The organism is Arthrobacter sp. 05N428_2 (genome assembly GCF_056397065.1).
In genome coordinates, this window is the sequence record NZ_JBFTMR010000005.1 from 318,702 (window position 1) to 332,607 (window position 13,906).

15 protein-coding genes and 1 riboswitch are annotated in these 13,906 nt (G+C 67.7%); of the genes, 5 read left to right on the forward strand and 10 right to left on the reverse strand.

Features of this window, described 5'->3' with window-relative positions; all coding sequences use genetic code 11:
- The first annotated feature begins 104 nt into the window (after positions 1–104).
- Positions 105–869 carry an alpha/beta hydrolase family protein gene (locus AC1DGI_RS08100; RefSeq protein WP_476898392.1) on the forward strand — a complete coding sequence of 255 codons (765 nt, stop codon included), beginning with the start codon at positions 105–107 and terminating at the stop codon, positions 867–869.
- Here the strand turns inward: AC1DGI_RS08100 and AC1DGI_RS08105 are convergent.
- The 10 genes from AC1DGI_RS08105 to glyA form a co-directional block, all read right to left on the reverse strand.
- Positions 832–1,995: a YihY/virulence factor BrkB family protein gene (locus tag AC1DGI_RS08105; RefSeq protein WP_476898429.1), complete on the reverse strand. Its 1,164-nt coding sequence runs from the start codon at positions 1,993–1,995 to the stop codon at positions 832–834. The genes AC1DGI_RS08100 and AC1DGI_RS08105 overlap by 38 nt on opposite strands.
- Complete coding sequence (locus AC1DGI_RS08110; protein ID WP_476898393.1) at positions 1,940–2,617, reverse strand: 2'-5' RNA ligase family protein; 678 nt, start codon at positions 2,615–2,617, stop codon at positions 1,940–1,942. Before AC1DGI_RS08110 ends, AC1DGI_RS08105 begins: the two co-directional genes overlap by 56 nt.
- Positions 2,618–2,621: 4 nt before the next feature.
- Positions 2,622–3,665 carry a tryptophan--tRNA ligase gene (gene trpS / locus AC1DGI_RS08115; protein ID WP_441402220.1) on the reverse strand — a complete coding sequence of 348 codons (1,044 nt, stop codon included), beginning with the start codon at positions 3,663–3,665 and terminating at the stop codon, positions 2,622–2,624.
- A 20-nt stretch (positions 3,666–3,685) separates the two neighbouring features.
- The gene (locus AC1DGI_RS08120) at positions 3,686–4,519 is read right to left on the reverse strand and encodes an exodeoxyribonuclease III (RefSeq protein ID WP_476898394.1); all 834 of its coding nucleotides are present in this window, start codon (positions 4,517–4,519) and stop codon (positions 3,686–3,688) included.
- Between the two features lie 10 nt (positions 4,520–4,529).
- Positions 4,530–5,102 (reverse strand): hypothetical protein, encoded by a 573-nt coding sequence (locus AC1DGI_RS08125; RefSeq protein WP_441402222.1) that lies wholly within the window; start codon positions 5,100–5,102, stop codon positions 4,530–4,532.
- A 148-nt stretch (positions 5,103–5,250) separates the two neighbouring features.
- A complete protein-coding gene (locus AC1DGI_RS08130) occupies positions 5,251–6,081 on the reverse strand; it encodes an ABC transporter permease (RefSeq protein ID WP_476898395.1) in 831 nt (276 codons plus the stop codon).
- Positions 6,078–6,947 (reverse strand): ABC transporter permease, encoded by an 870-nt coding sequence (locus AC1DGI_RS08135; RefSeq protein ID WP_476898396.1) that lies wholly within the window; start codon positions 6,945–6,947, stop codon positions 6,078–6,080. Before AC1DGI_RS08135 ends, AC1DGI_RS08130 begins: the two co-directional genes overlap by 4 nt.
- The gene (locus tag AC1DGI_RS08140) at positions 6,940–7,890 is read right to left on the reverse strand and encodes an ABC transporter ATP-binding protein (protein ID WP_441402225.1); all 951 of its coding nucleotides are present in this window, start codon (positions 7,888–7,890) and stop codon (positions 6,940–6,942) included. Before AC1DGI_RS08140 ends, AC1DGI_RS08135 begins: the two co-directional genes overlap by 8 nt.
- A gap of 162 nt (positions 7,891–8,052) precedes the next feature.
- Positions 8,053–9,018 (reverse strand): bifunctional methylenetetrahydrofolate dehydrogenase/methenyltetrahydrofolate cyclohydrolase, encoded by a 966-nt coding sequence (locus AC1DGI_RS08145; RefSeq protein ID WP_476898397.1) that lies wholly within the window; start codon positions 9,016–9,018, stop codon positions 8,053–8,055.
- Positions 9,019–9,022: 4 nt separating this feature from the next.
- Entirely contained in the window at positions 9,023–10,327 is a 1,305-nt protein-coding gene (gene glyA / locus AC1DGI_RS08150) for a serine hydroxymethyltransferase (RefSeq protein ID WP_476898398.1), read from the reverse strand.
- 168 nt (positions 10,328–10,495) lie between these two features.
- Positions 10,496–10,581: riboswitch (ZMP/ZTP riboswitch) on the reverse strand.
- A 31-nt stretch (positions 10,582–10,612) separates the two neighbouring features.
- On the opposite strand from glyA, the gene purU reads away from it, so the two are divergent.
- The 4 genes from purU (at position 10,613) to AC1DGI_RS08170 (ending at position 13,861) form a co-directional block, all read left to right on the forward strand.
- Positions 10,613–11,473, forward strand: coding sequence for a formyltetrahydrofolate deformylase (purU, locus tag AC1DGI_RS08155; RefSeq protein ID WP_476898399.1), 861 nt, complete (start codon positions 10,613–10,615; stop codon positions 11,471–11,473).
- A gap of 69 nt (positions 11,474–11,542) precedes the next feature.
- Positions 11,543–11,956, forward strand: a complete 414-nt coding sequence (locus tag AC1DGI_RS08160; RefSeq protein WP_476898400.1) for a methyltransferase domain-containing protein — start codon at positions 11,543–11,545, stop codon at positions 11,954–11,956.
- Between the two features lie 100 nt (positions 11,957–12,056).
- Positions 12,057–12,575: a gamma carbonic anhydrase family protein gene (locus AC1DGI_RS08165; RefSeq protein WP_476898401.1), complete on the forward strand. Its 519-nt coding sequence runs from the start codon at positions 12,057–12,059 to the stop codon at positions 12,573–12,575.
- A gap of 95 nt (positions 12,576–12,670) precedes the next feature.
- Positions 12,671–13,861 (forward strand): ROK family transcriptional regulator, encoded by a 1,191-nt coding sequence (locus AC1DGI_RS08170; protein ID WP_441401973.1) that lies wholly within the window; start codon positions 12,671–12,673, stop codon positions 13,859–13,861.
- Positions 13,862–13,906: the final 45 nt, after the last annotated feature.

Consider the following 13,906-nt stretch of genomic DNA (forward strand, 5'->3'; position numbering starts at 1 on the left):
CAACCGCTTCAGCACCAGCTCCAACGACGACGGCGCCTCCCACCTCCCCGGTGGGGGCGCCGCCGTCGTCTGGCCCTCAGACGCCGACCAGAAAGGGGACCTCCGTGTCCCGCTCCGAAAAAGTCACCTTCGAAGGTTCCACCGGCGAACTGCTCTCCGGCGTCGTGGACCTCCCCGAGGGACCGGTGAAGGGCTGGGGCGTGTTCTCGCACGGTTTCACGCTCGGCAAGGACAGCCCCGCGGCGTCCCGGATGTGCAAGGCGCTGGCGGACAACGGGGTGGGCATGCTCCGCTTCGACAATCTCGGCCTCGGCGAGTCCGCGGGGCTCTGGTCCGAGGGCTCCTTCAGCCACAAGGTGGCGGACACGGTCAGGGCGGCCGGGTTCATGCGCGGCTCCGGCAGGCCTGTCTCGCTGCTCGTGGGGCACTCCTTCGGCGGCGCCGCGGTGCTGGCCGCGGCCCGCAGCATCCCGGAGCTCGACGCCGTTGCGACGGTGGGCGCCCCGTTCTCACCCAAGCACGTGGCCCACGTCTTTGACGCCGCGCTGGACCGGATCCTGAGCGAGGGCAGCGCCGAGGTGGATCTGGGCGGTAAACGCGTGGAGATCCGCCGGCACTTCGTCGAAGACCTCGAAAACGCGGACCTGACCGACTGTATCCGGCAGCTGCACAAACCATTGATGGTGCTGCACTCCCCCACCGACAACACGGTGGGCATCGACAACGCCAGCAGCATCTTCCAGACGGCGCGGCATCCCCGCAGCTTCGTCTCGCTGGAGGGCTCCGACCATCTGCTCACGGGCAAGGGCCAAGCCGCCCGCGCTGCGAAGATTATTTCGGCGTGGGCCGATCAGTACCTCGACGCCTGAACACCGCGGCGCTCGGGCGGTGGCGCGCGTGCGGTGCGGTCGGAGTTTTCCCCGGCTGCACCTGCCTCGCTCCCCAGCCGGCGGGCGTGGCAGACGGCGCGGTCTTGAGGTCTTCCTCGCGGACCGCCGACCACGCTGCGGAGACGAGGTAGACCTGGCTGACCAGGTTGAACCAGATGAGCAGGCCGATGATGATGGCGAACGGCGCCAGAAGCGGATTCCGGCCGGCGCTGGCGAGGAGTTCGGTGCTGAAGATCTGCAGCACGCTGGTGCCCACGGCGGCCAAGATGGTGCCTTCCAGCAGGGCCCGCCGCTGCAGTTTCAGGCCGCCGGCGAGCCGGAACATGACCACCGCGGTGACCCAGCCGAGGACCAGCGGCACGCCGATCTTGATGGAGGTGGTCAGCGGGCCGGCCACCAGCGGATCGAGCTTAAGTTGTTCGGCCACCCAGCCGGCGGCGGTGCCGAACACCAGCGAGGCGCCGGCGCTGATCACCAGCGCGACGCCGAGCAGCAGCAGGGTGCCGACGTCGTGCAGTTTCAGCAGGATCGGGTTGATCTTCAGCGGTCCGAGCCGGAGCACGCCCCGCAGTCCGTCGCGCAGCCCGGCGATCCACCCCAGCGAGGTTATGACGGTCACGGCGGCGGCGATCACGGCGGTCCAGCCCAGGCCGGTGGGGTTCAGCAGGTCCTGCGGGTTCACCAGCCCTTCCCGGCCGTCGACCTTGAGTAGGCCCGGGGCGCTGGTGGCCACGCTGGCGACGACTTTGTCCAGCAGCGCGGGCTGGTCGCGCAGCAGGAGTCCCGCGATCGAAAAGCCGGTGGCCAGCAGGCCCGTGATGGAGAAGAACATGTTGAAGCCGATGCCGGCGCTCATCAGCGGGCCGTGCTGCAGGTTGTAGTGTTGGAAGGCCCGCATCGGGCGGAACGCGTTGAGCCGGGCAATCAGCCACTGGACCAATGCGAGCGGCGCTGCCAGGCCGCCGCCGGCGCGGCGCGCCTTGCCCCAGGCAACCCGCTTCCGGATGACCTCCAGCCGCAGCCGGGCCAGCTCGGTGGGAAGCGGAGGATCAGCGGGCGTCTGCTGCGCCGGCCGCGCTTCGGTGTTCGTCAGGTTCGGTACCAAAGTCAAGCTCTTCCCGTAGCTGCCAAATGCCGTTGTCGTCGTGCTCGTAGAGTCCCATGCTAGCCACCGGGAAGCTGGCCCTGTAGTTCTTCAGCGCCGTTTCGGCCTCGTCGAGGCTTTCGGGGGCCACGTCGTGGGCGATCGTGACGTGCGGATGGTAGGCGAACGGCAGTTCCCGTTCCAGCGGGCCGGCTTGCAGCCGGCGGTGCAGGCTGACGCACTCGCCGAAGCCGGCCTCGACGTTCAGGAACACCACCGGCGAGACCGGCCTGAAGGACCCGGTGCCCGCGATCGTCACGGTGAACGGCTCCTGCTGGCGTGCCACTTCACGGACGTGGCTACGGGTGGCCTCCCAGTCCTGCGTCATGGTGGTGGTGACAAGCGTGATGTGCGCCGGCACGGTTGCTGCCATCGGGTCCCCGAAGGAGGCCCGCCAGCGCTGCAGCTCCTCCGCGAGCTCCGCCGGGAAGCCCAGGATGACACCGATGCTGATGCCCTCGTCCGGGGCCTGCCCGTTGCCGGCCGCCGCACTCCGGTGGGGTGCTGCGGCTGAGCCTTTGCGCGCGCTGTGGTGGGCGGCGCGGCCGGTGTCGCTGGCTGTGACCTTGCTGACGGAGGACATTGCGCTAGCGGACTCCCGCCAAGCTGAGGGACGGCAGGAATCCCATGCGCTCGTAGACCCGGGCCAGCGTCACCGAGGCGATTTCCCGCGCCCGCTCCGCGCCCTGCGCCAGCAGCCGGTCCAGCTCGGCCGGATCGGCCATCAGCTCGTTGGTCCGGTTCCGCAGCGGGGTGATGAAGTCGACCATCACCCCGGCCAGGTCAGTCTTCAGGTGGCCGTACATCTTGCCCTGGTACTCGGCTTCCAGGTCCGCGACCGGTTTGCCGGTCAGCGTCGAATAGATGGTCAGCAGGTTGGAGATGCCAGGCTTCTCCTCCGGGTCGAAGCGGATGTCCGTGCCGGCGTCCGTCACGGCGGACTTGATGCGTTTGGCGGCGATCCTGGGTTCCTCGAGCAGCTGGATCGACCCGTTGGGCGACTCGCCCGTTTTCGACATCTTGGCCGCCGGATTCTGCAGGTCGTAGATTTTGGCGCTGGCCTTCAGGATGGTGGCCTCCGGAACCGTGAACGTTTCGCCGAAGCGGGTGTTGAAGCGCTGTGCCAGGTTGCGGGTCAGCTCGAGGTGCTGGCGCTGGTCCTCCCCCACCGGGACCAAGTCCGTCTGGTAGAGCAGGATGTCGGCGGCCATCAGGGTGGGGTAGGCGAACAGGCCCAGGGTCGCGGCTTCCGCGCCGGACTTCTGCGTCTTGTCCTTGAACTGGGTCATCCGGGACGCTTCGCCGAAGCCCGTGATGCAGTTCAGGGCCCACGCAAGCTGCGCGTGTTCGGGCACGTGTGACTGCACAAAGAAGATGCACTTGTCCGGATCGATCCCGGCCGCGATGTACTGGGCCGCCACCACGCGGGTCCGTTTGGCCAACTCGGACGGTTCGAAGTCGACAGTGATGGCGTGCAGGTCCGGGATGAAGAACACGGCGTCGTATTCGGCCTGCATGTCCACCCAGTTGCGCACGGCGCCGATGTAGTTGCCCAAATGCAGGGAGTCCGCGGTCGGCTTGGCGCCGGAGAGGATGCGCTTCTTGGAAGTGGCGGCGGGAGAGCTAGTCATGTCGATGAAAACCTTCGGACTTAGAGCCGGTAGTCCACTACCAGCGGGGCATGGTCGGAGAAGCGTGTGTCCCAGGACGGCGCCCGGTCAACAACTGCCGACACCGCGGCGGCGGCGAGAGCGGGCGTGGCCAGATGGTAATCGATACGCCAGCCGGTGTCGTTGTCGAAGGCCTGTCCCCGCTGCGACCACCAAGTGTAGGGGCCGTCGACGTTACCCGCCAGGCCCCTGTGTACATCCTTCCAACCGATGTCCTCGCCGAAGAAGCGGTCAAAATAAGCGCGCTCCTCCGGCAGGAAGCCGGCCCGTTTGACGTTGCCCTTCCAGTTTCGAATGTCCAGCTCCGTGTGGCCGACGTTGAGGTCACCCACCACGAGCGCGTGGTCGCTGTGCTTGGCCAGTTCGGGCAGGCGGCTGACCATCACGTCAAGGAAGCGGAATTTGTCCTCTTGCTTCGGGGTGCCGGCCTCGCCGGAGTGCACGTAGGCGCTGGCCACAGTCAGCTGCGACGCCTGCCCGGCGGCGTCGCGGACAATGTAGTCGGCCTCGACCCAGCGGCCGGCGGTGGCGAAGTAGTCGTCACCAATGCCGTTCCGGGTGGCCGTGGGCTCGGTGCGGGAGGCAATGGCTACACCGGCGCGGCCCTTGGCTTCGGCTTCGGCGTGCAGGATGTACCAGCCTTCGCCGAGCAGTTCCCGGACGATCGCGTCCGGTGCGCGCACCTCCTGGAGGCAGAGAATATCCACGTCCCGCGGCGCCAGCCACTCCGCCATGCCCTTCTTGTAGGCGGCGCGGAGGCCGTTGACGTTTACCGATGCGATGCGAAGGTGGTCCTTCTCCAATGCCGAGCTCACCCGCTCCACTCTAGTCGATGATGGTTCCGCTGACGGGCTCGTCCGAGCCGCCCCCGGCCTTGATCATGTCCCGTGCATTGGTGGCCGTGATCTCGATGGTTTCCAGCGCGCGGCGGATGGTCTCCGGGTCCGACGCCGCGCCCTTGGCCCGTTCCTGCTCCACCACGCGGACCTGCACCTGGACGATCTTGAAGGAGTGGTCCAGTTTCATGTCGCGAAGGTCATCGGCGTCGCGGCGTTCGCCGACCAGCCGCGTTCCGCCATGGTCGGCACTGCCGGACGACGGCGCCCGGCCCACCGCGGAGTTGAACGCGTTCTGCGCCTCATTCAGCTTGGCACCGGCCCTTTTGGCGGCCCGTTGGATGCTGAACACCACGAAGGCCGCCAGCGCCAGCCAGAAGGCGGCGATGACGGCCACGACCCAGCCCACGACGTCGTTCTGGTTCGCCGCAAAGATGACAGCCACCAGGAAGGCGATGATGAAGACCGTCATCCCGAGCCCGCCGATGCGGAACATAGAGAACTTTCCGGTGGCGGCGTTGAACGCGGACGGCTTGGAGGAAGGGGTGCCCAGAGATTGCATGAGCCCATTATCGCAAACCCGCCCAGCCCGGAGCGGCGCTTCCACCCCGGGCGAACGCCTCCAACCGGCGAACCCCAACTGGGTAGCAGTAGTTGTCGTTCTGAGCCCTGAAAACGACACCTGCTGCCAGTTAGTTGGGGCCGGCGGCCTACTTCAGGAAGAGCCTGCGGAGCCGGCCGGTGGTCAGCGCCACGCCGAGCACGATCATGACAAGGTAATAGCCGATGTGCACCGCGGTAGCCGGGGAAAACGCGCCCACGCTGATCTGGCGGAGCAGCTCCACCCCGTGCCATAGCGGCATCGCCTGGATCAGCCACTGGACGGCCTGCGGGTAGACGCTCAACGGGTAGAAGGTGGCACTGAACAGGAACATCGGTAGCATCACGAAGTTGATCCAGTCCATCTGCTGGAAGGTCTTCAGGAAGCTGGTGATGCCCATCCCGAAGCTCGCGAAGCCGAAGGCAATCAGGACCGCGGCCGGGATCATCAGGATGGCCCACGGAGTGGTGATCAGGCCCATCACGCCCATCACGGCGGTGAACCCGGTGGCGTACAGCGCCCCGCGCAGCAGGGCGAGGAAAATCTCGCCCATCGCGACGTCGACCGGCCCCAGCGAGGTGTAGAGCATGCCCTGGTAGAGCTTCGCGAAGTTCATCTTGAAGAAGACGTTCCAGGTGGAGTCGTAGACGGCGCCGTTCATCGCCGACACGGCCAGCAGCGCCGGGGCGATGTACGCGGCGTAGGAGATCGGTTGCCCGCCGGGGCCCTGCACGGCGCCGACAATCGCGCCCAGGCCCACGCCCATCGAGATCAGGTACAGCACGGGTTCGAAGAATCCCGAGAGCATGACCATCCAGTTGCTGCTCTTGGTGGCCATCAGCCCGCGTGCGACGACGGCGCGCACGTTGCGTGAGTAGAGCGGTCCGAACCGCCGGTTGCGTGCGGCCTCGGGGGCGGCGTGGCCGGCGATTGCACTCATGATGCCATCCTTTTGGCGAACTGGCGCCGGGTCAGGACCCAGCCGACGACGGCGAGGGCGACCAGGAAGACGACGTGGACTGCGGTGAGCAGCGCTGATTCCTGATAGCCGTAGCTGAAGACACGGCCCAGTTGGGTGCCGTGCCAGATTGGTGAGATCCAGCCGATCCAGCGGACCGCCAGCGGCAGCGTGTCCAGCGGGAAGAACGTTCCGGAAAACAGGAACAACGGCATCACGATGAAGCGCATCACCATGGCGAACTGGCCTTTGTCTTCCTTGACGGTAGCTGCGTACGCCATCAGCGGCAGGCCGAAGGACAGTCCGGCCAGGGTGGCCACCAGGATTGAAACCCAGCCCCAGCCCCCCGGGGACGCACCGGACAGTGCGACGACGCCGAAGTAGATCGCCGACTGCAGCAGAAATCGCGCCGTCACGGCGATGATCTGCCCGGCCGCGATCTGCTCCGGGGTCAGCGGCGAGGCATGCGGGCCGTAATAGACACGGCGCCATTTGAAGCCGTCCATCACCGGGAAGGTGAACTCGTTGGCCGCCGTCATCACCGCCGCGGAGATCAGCAGCGCGGGCGCGATGAACGCCAGGTAGCTGACGCCGCCGAAGGCCGCCGCGGAGTTGGTATCCACGAGGGTGGCCAGGCCCACGCCCATGGCGAAGAGGTAGGCGACCGGCTGGCCGACGCCGTACATGACGATGGTCCAGCCGTAGCCTTTCATCACCCGCAGGACCTGCTCGGCGTAGTAGAAGGCGCCCCAGCGGCGGGCGCGGGCCGCGGAGACGGCCGGCGGGTGTGCGCGAAGGACAGACCCCGCCGCCGTCGTCGTTGGCTGAGCTTGAAGTGGATTAGTCAACGAGGCTCCGGCCGGTCAGGCGCAGGAAGACGTCTTCGAGCGAGGACCGGCGCACCAGCGAGGTGACCGGGTGCAGGCCCCGCAGGGAGACCTGCTCCAGCGCGGCTTCGCCGTCGTGCGCGTAGATGAGGACCCGGTCGGGGAGCGTCTCGATGCGTTCGCCGATGCCCTCGAGCTCCGCGCCGATCGTGGCGTTGCGTTCGGAGCCGAAGCGCAGTTCGAGGACCTCGCGGGTGGAGTACTCGCGGATCAGGCTGGCGGGCGACCCCTCGGCCATGATCCGGCCCTTGTCCACCACGATCAGGCGGTCGCAGAGCTGCTCGGCCTCATCCATGTAGTGGGTGGTGAGGATCAGGGTGACGCCTTGTTCCTTGAGCCGGAACAGCCGGTCCCAGAGGATGTGCCGGGCCTGCGGATCCAGGCCGGTGGTGGGTTCGTCCAGGAGCAGGATCCGGGGTTCGTTGATCAGGGACCGCGCGATCGTGAGGCGGCGCTTCATGCCGCCGGAGAGCGCATCCACCTTGGACTTGGCCTTGTCCGTCAGCTGGGCGAACTCGAGCAGCTCGTCCGCCTTGGGCCTGAGGTAGCTCATCGGCAGGCCGAAATAGCGGCCGTAGACCAGCAGGTTGTCGCGGACCCGCAACTCCTCGTCCAGGTTGTCCTGCTGAGGGACCACGCCCAGATGGGCGCGGACCTCGGGGCCGTGCTGCTCCGGGTCCAGGCCCATGATGCTCAGGCTGCCGGAGGTCCGCTGCGAGACCCCGCCGATCATCTTCATGGTGGTCGACTTGCCGGCGCCGTTCGGGCCGAGCAGTCCGAAGGCTTCACCGGCCGGCACTCGGAACGAGATGCCGTCGACGGCGGTGACGTCGCCGTAGCTCTTGGTGAGGTTTTCGGCGGTGATGACATACCGGGGCTGGCCGGTTTCGGCGGGGCTGGTCACGGGCGTTTCTTTCGAGACAAGTTCAGGCACCCGAACACGCTAGCCGATGCCGGCAAACTATGAAAGAGTCTTTTCGTAAAATTGTTCGGTTATTTACGAACTTCGCCCGGGTGACTCGCAGTAGGTGTCGTTTTGAGCGGTCAAAACGACACCTACTGCGAGTCAGTTGGGTGCTGCGGTGTGTCCCTCGTGCAGGTGCCGTTCGGCGGTCTCCACCACGTTGGCCAGCAGCATGGCGCGGGTCATCGGGCCCACTCCCCCGGGGTTGGGCGACAGCCAGGCGGCAACGTCGGCGGCCGCCGGCTCTACGTCCCCGGTGACCACGGCTTTGCCCGAGCCGTCGTCGACCCGGCTGACGCCGACGTCGAGCACGATGGCGCCAGGCTTGAGGTCCGCCGCCTTGATCATGTGCGGCTGGCCGGCAGCGGCAATCACGACGTCGGCCTGCCGGAGTTCGGCGGGCAGGTCCACGGTGCCGGTGTGGGCCAGGATGACGGTGGCGTTGACGTCCTTGCGGGTGAGCAGCAGGCCCACGGGCCTGCCGATCGTGACCCCGCGGCCCACCACCAGCACGCGTTTGCCCTTCAGGCTGATCCCGTGCCGGGTGAGCAGTTCCACGCAGCCCTTCGGCGTGCACGGCAGCGGGGATTTCATCGGTCCGCCGACGTTCGCCACGAGCCGGCCCAGGTTCATCGGGTGCAGCCCGTCGGCGTCCTTGTCCGGATCCATGGCCTCCAGGATGACGTCCTGGTCGATGTGTGCCGGCAGCGGCAGCTGGACGATGTAGCCGGTGCACTCGGGATTCTCGTTGAGTTCCCGGACCACGGCGAGCAGCTCTTCCTGCGTGGCCTGTTCCGGCAGGTCGCGGCGGATGGAGGTGATTCCCACCTCGGCGCAGTCCCGGTGCTTGCCCGCCACGTACCAGGTGCTGCCCGGGTCGGACCCGACCAGGATCGTGCCCAGGCCCGGGACGATGCCGTGCGCCTTGAGGGCGGCCACGCGTTCGGTCAGTTCGGCCTTGATCGCCGCGGCGGTTGCCTTGCCGTCGAGAACCTGCGCGGTGCGTGCCTGTGCTCGCGCGGCGTCGGTGGTTGTGGAGTCGGTGGTTGCGGAGTCCGTGGTGCTCATCGGATCACCACTGCTCGTGCTGCGGGTACAGCGGGAAGTCCTCGGCCAGCTTGTCCACGCGGGTCTGGAGCGCCTCGATGTCGGTACCGGAACCGGACTTCAGTGCGGTGGCGATGATCTCGGCGACCTCGGTGAACTCCCCGGCGCCGAAGCCGCGGGTGGCCAGGGCGGGGGTGCCGATGCGCAGGCCGGAGGTGACCATCGGCGGCCGCGGGTCGAAGGGCACGGCGTTGCGGTTGACGGTGATGCCGACCGAGTGCAGGAGGTCTTCGGCCTGCTGGCCGTCCAGCTGGGAGTTGCGCAGATCCACCAGGACCAGGTGCACGTCGGTGCCGCCGGTGAGGACGGAGACGCCGGCGTCGGAAAGGTCGGACTGGTTCAGGCGGTCGGCGATGATCCGGGCGCCTTCCAGCACGCGTTCCTGGCGCTCCTTGAATTCTTCCGTGCCGGCGATCTTGAAGGCCACCGCCTTGGCGGCGATGACGTGCATGAGCGGGCCGCCCTGCTGGCCGGGGAAGACGCTGGAGTTGAGCTTCTTGGCCCACTCCTGCTTGGCCAGGATCACACCGGAACGGGGACCGGCGAGGGTCTTGTGCACGGTGGAGGTGACGACGTCGGAGTACGGCACCGGGCTGGGGTGGAGCCCGGCGGCCACGAGTCCGGCAAAGTGCGCCATGTCGGTCCAGAGCAGCGCGCCGACCTCGTCGGCGATCGAGCGGAAGGCTTCGAAGTCGAGGTGGCGCGGGTAGGCGGACCAGCCGGCGATGATGACCTGCGGCTTTTCGGCGAGCGCCTGCGCCCGCAGCTTGTCCATGTCGATCCGGAAGCTGTCTTCCTCGACCTGGTAGGCGGCGACCTCGTAGAGCTTGCCGGAGAAGTTGAGCTTCATGCCGTGCGTGAGGTGCCCGCCGTGGGCCAGCGAGAGGCCCAGGATCTTGTCTCCGGGGGTAATCATGGCGGCAAGTGCGGCGGCGTTGGCCTGCGCGCCGGAGTGCGGCTGGACGTTGGCGAATTCGGCGCCGAAGAGCTCCTTGACGCGGTCGATCGCGAGCTGCTCCGCGACGTCGACGTACTCACAGCCGCCGTAGTAGCGGCGGCCCGGGTAGCCTTCGGCGTACTTGTTGGTCAACACGGACCCCTGCGCCTCCATCACGGCGCGCGGTGCGAAATTCTCGGAGGCGATCATCTCCAGGGTGCCGCGCTGGCGGCCGAGTTCCTGGGCCAGGACGGCGGCAATTTCGGGATCGAGGTCAGCGAGCGGCTGGTTGCTCACGGCTGCTGAGGAAAGGCGAAGGGAGGAAGTAGTCACGAAGAACTCCTGGCTTGGCAACGGTCACTGCTTTGAGGTCAGGTTACCGGCTGGCCTGCCGCGGCGCCGCAAAATGACGGACCCCAAACGGGGCCGCGCTGCTGGCGCAACGCCCGCAAGGGGGCGCTGGCGGCCGGCGGGCAGCGGGGCTGCCAACCGGAAAACATGACCCTCGGCCCAGGCGTACGATCCGTGGTCTGCGTGCGTGCCGCTCCCTGGTGGTTAACCACCCAACGCCAGTTGCGACCCGTCCAGCGTATCGCAGCCGCGGGTAGGCTGTCTTTCGTGACTGACGACCAGCTGACCGCTTCTTACGTACTGACCCTCTCCTGCCCGGACCGGCCCGGAATCGTGCACGCCGTAGCGGGGGCCCTCCTGGTGGCCGGCTGCAACATTACGGACTCGCAGCAGTACGGCAGCCAGGGCACCGGGACGTTCTTCATGCGGGTCGAGGCCACGACGGCGGCCCCGCCGGCCGAACTGCAGATGGCGCTGGACCCCGTGGCGCGCGCTTTCGGCATGCAGTGGAACCTGAACCCGGCCGGCCGCAAGGTCCGCACCCTGCTGATGGCGAGCACGTCCGCGCACTGCCTCAACGACCTGTTGTTCCTGCAGCGCTCCGGCACCCTGCCGATCGAGATCCCGGCCATCGTCTCCAACCACCGGGACCTGGCCGGCCTGGCCGAATTCTACGGCATCCCGTTCCACCACATCCCGGTCACCGCGGACACCAAGGACGAGGCCGAAGACGCCCTGCGCAAGCTCATGGCGGAGCACGACGTCGAACTCACGGTCCTGGCCCGGTACATGCAGATCCTCTCCGACGAACTGTGCACGGAGCTCACCGGCAAGGCCATTAACATCCACCATTCCTTCCTGCCCTCCTTCAAGGGCGCGAAGCCGTACCACCAGGCCCACGCCCGCGGCGTGAAACTCATCGGGGCCACGGCGCACTACGTCACCGCTGCCCTGGACGAGGGGCCGATCATCGAGCAGGAAGTCATCCGGGTGGACCACCGGCGCACCGCCGAGCAGTTCGTCCAGATGGGCCGCGATGTCGAGGGCCGCACGCTCGCCCAGGCCGTGCAGTGGCACGCCGAACACCGCGTGGTGCTGGACGGCAACCGCACGGTCGTCTTCAGCTAGGCGTCTCCAGCTCACGGCCGTCCCAGGCCGAGGCTTGTCTTCCACGCGGGCGCGCCCTTAACTGGAGCCATGGCATCAGCGCGGACGGATGAGCTGCCCGGTTTCATCGCCCTGCTCAAGGCCGAGGGCCGGCGCGGCGTGCTCGGCCTGGACTGCGGCCCGGGTACGGAGGGGCTGCTCTTTGTCCGCGCCGGGATCCATTTCACCGGGGTGGACGCTTCGGAGGAGAACATCCACGCCGCCCGTGCCCGGGGCCTGTCCGCTTCGGTGGCAACCGGGCGGACGCTGCCCTTTGCCGACGCAGCGTTCGCGGCCGTGTGGGCGGTGGACGCGCTGGCCGACCTGCCGCTGCAGGAGTGGGACGACGTCGTCCGTGAACTGAAGCGGGTGGCGGAACCCGGCGCGCCGGTCGCCGTCGCCGTTCCCGACCTGGGGCACCCGGACCTGGGGCGGGGCTTCAGGGTCCTGCGGGCCTCGGCATGAACGCTCGTTGCGCTATGTTGCGCTAACAGGTATGGCCGCTAACCGGCATCCGGACCAACCACTACTGATAGCGCATCGGCCGGTGTCCTAGGCTGTAGCCATGACTCCCGTTTACGCTTTCGGCGGCGACAGCCCGGCCGTCCATGAATCCGCCTTCGTCGCCCCGAGCGCCTCCATCATCGGCAAGGCCACGCTGGCCGAGAACTCCAGCGCCTTCTACGGCGTCTCGGTCCGGGCCGACACCGCGGCGATCATTGTCGGGCCCGGCACCAACCTGCAGGACAACGTCGTCCTGCACGCGGATCCGGACTTCCCGTGCACTGTCGGCGCCCGCGTCAGCGTCGGCCACAGCGCCGTGGTGCACGGCTGCACGGTGGAGGACGACTGCCTGATCGGCATGAGCGCCACGATCCTCAACGGCGCGGTGATCGGCGCCGGCTCGCTTGTGGCGGCCGGCGCGGTGGTGCTGGAAGGCACCGTGGTCCCGCCCCGCTCACTGGTGGCCGGGGTGCCGGCGAAGGTCCGGCGGGAACTCACCGAGGAAGAGTTCGACGGCGTGAAGCTCAACGCCGCCCATTACCAGGAACTCGCGCGGGCGCACCGCGACCTTCACAGCTGACTCTCAGCGGGCTTCCACCATTCCGAAACGACACGGACGCCTTCGGTTGCGTTAACTTCTTGACTACAAACCCTTGATGGGGCACGCTTCATTCCATGCCCTCACCAACGCGCTCAACGAGGAGCCGCACCAAAAACCCCGGGTCGCAGTCCGCCTTGCGGCATCTGAACCAGCAACGGATCATCGAGTGCCTGCTGGCCGGCCCGTCCACCCAGGCCGAACTGGCCCGGCAGACCGGCCTGTCCACGGCGACGGTCTCGAACATTGTCAGGATCATGCAGGACGCCGGACTGGCCTCCACCGAGCCGATCACCAGCTCCGGCCGCCGCGCCCTGAACGTCCGGCTCAACAGCAACGGCGCCGTCGCCGTCGGCATCGACTTCGGCCGGCGCCACCTGCGGGTGTTCCTCGCCTCGCTCAGCTACCACGTGGTCGCGGAGGAATCGATCCTGTTGCCTCTGGGCCACCACGCAGAGGAAGGCATCGCGGCAGCCGTCGAAGTGCTGGACCGGCTGCTGGCCGGCAGCGGCGTGGAACGCAGCGCCCTCGTGGGGGCCGGCGTCGGCATCCCGGGCCCGATTGACCGCCGCACCGGCACCGTAGCGCAGGGCGCCATCCTGCCCGAATGGGTAGGGATTAACATCCTCAAGCGGCTCGAAGAAGCGCTGGATCTACCGGTTTTTGTGGACAACGACGCCAACCTCGGGGCCTTGTCCGAGGTCACCTGGGGTCCGCACACCGGCGTCAGCAACCTGCTGTTCCTCAAGATCGGCTCGGGCATCGGCGCCGGGTTGATCCTGAACGGAATGCCCTACTACGGGAACGTCGGCATCACCGGCGAAATCGGCCACGCCACCATCCACGAACACGGCCTGGTCTGCCGCTGCGGCAACCGGGGCTGCCTGGAAACCATCGCGTCCACCACCACCATGATCGAGCTCCTGAGCCGGGGCGAGGACCGGCCGGTGACCCCTGAGGACATCGTGCGCAAGGCGCTCGGCCGCGACTCCGCGACCCTCCGGGTGGTGGACGACGCCGGGCTCGCCGTCGGACGCGCGCTGGGCAACGTTTCGAACCTCATCAACCCCGAGGTGATTGTCGTCGGGGGGCCTTTGGCGGGGCTCGGCGAGCTGCTGCTGGACCCGATCCGCCGGGGCCTCGTGCGCCATGCGGTCCCTGTGATCGGCGAGACCACCACCTTGACCATGTCCTCGCTCGGCGACCGTGCAGAGGCCCTCGGGGCGACCGCCCTGGTGTTCCAGCACGCCGGGATCCGGCGGAACTAGCACGGGCCAGGGAACGGCCCACGGGCGAAAATCGGGGGCGGACGC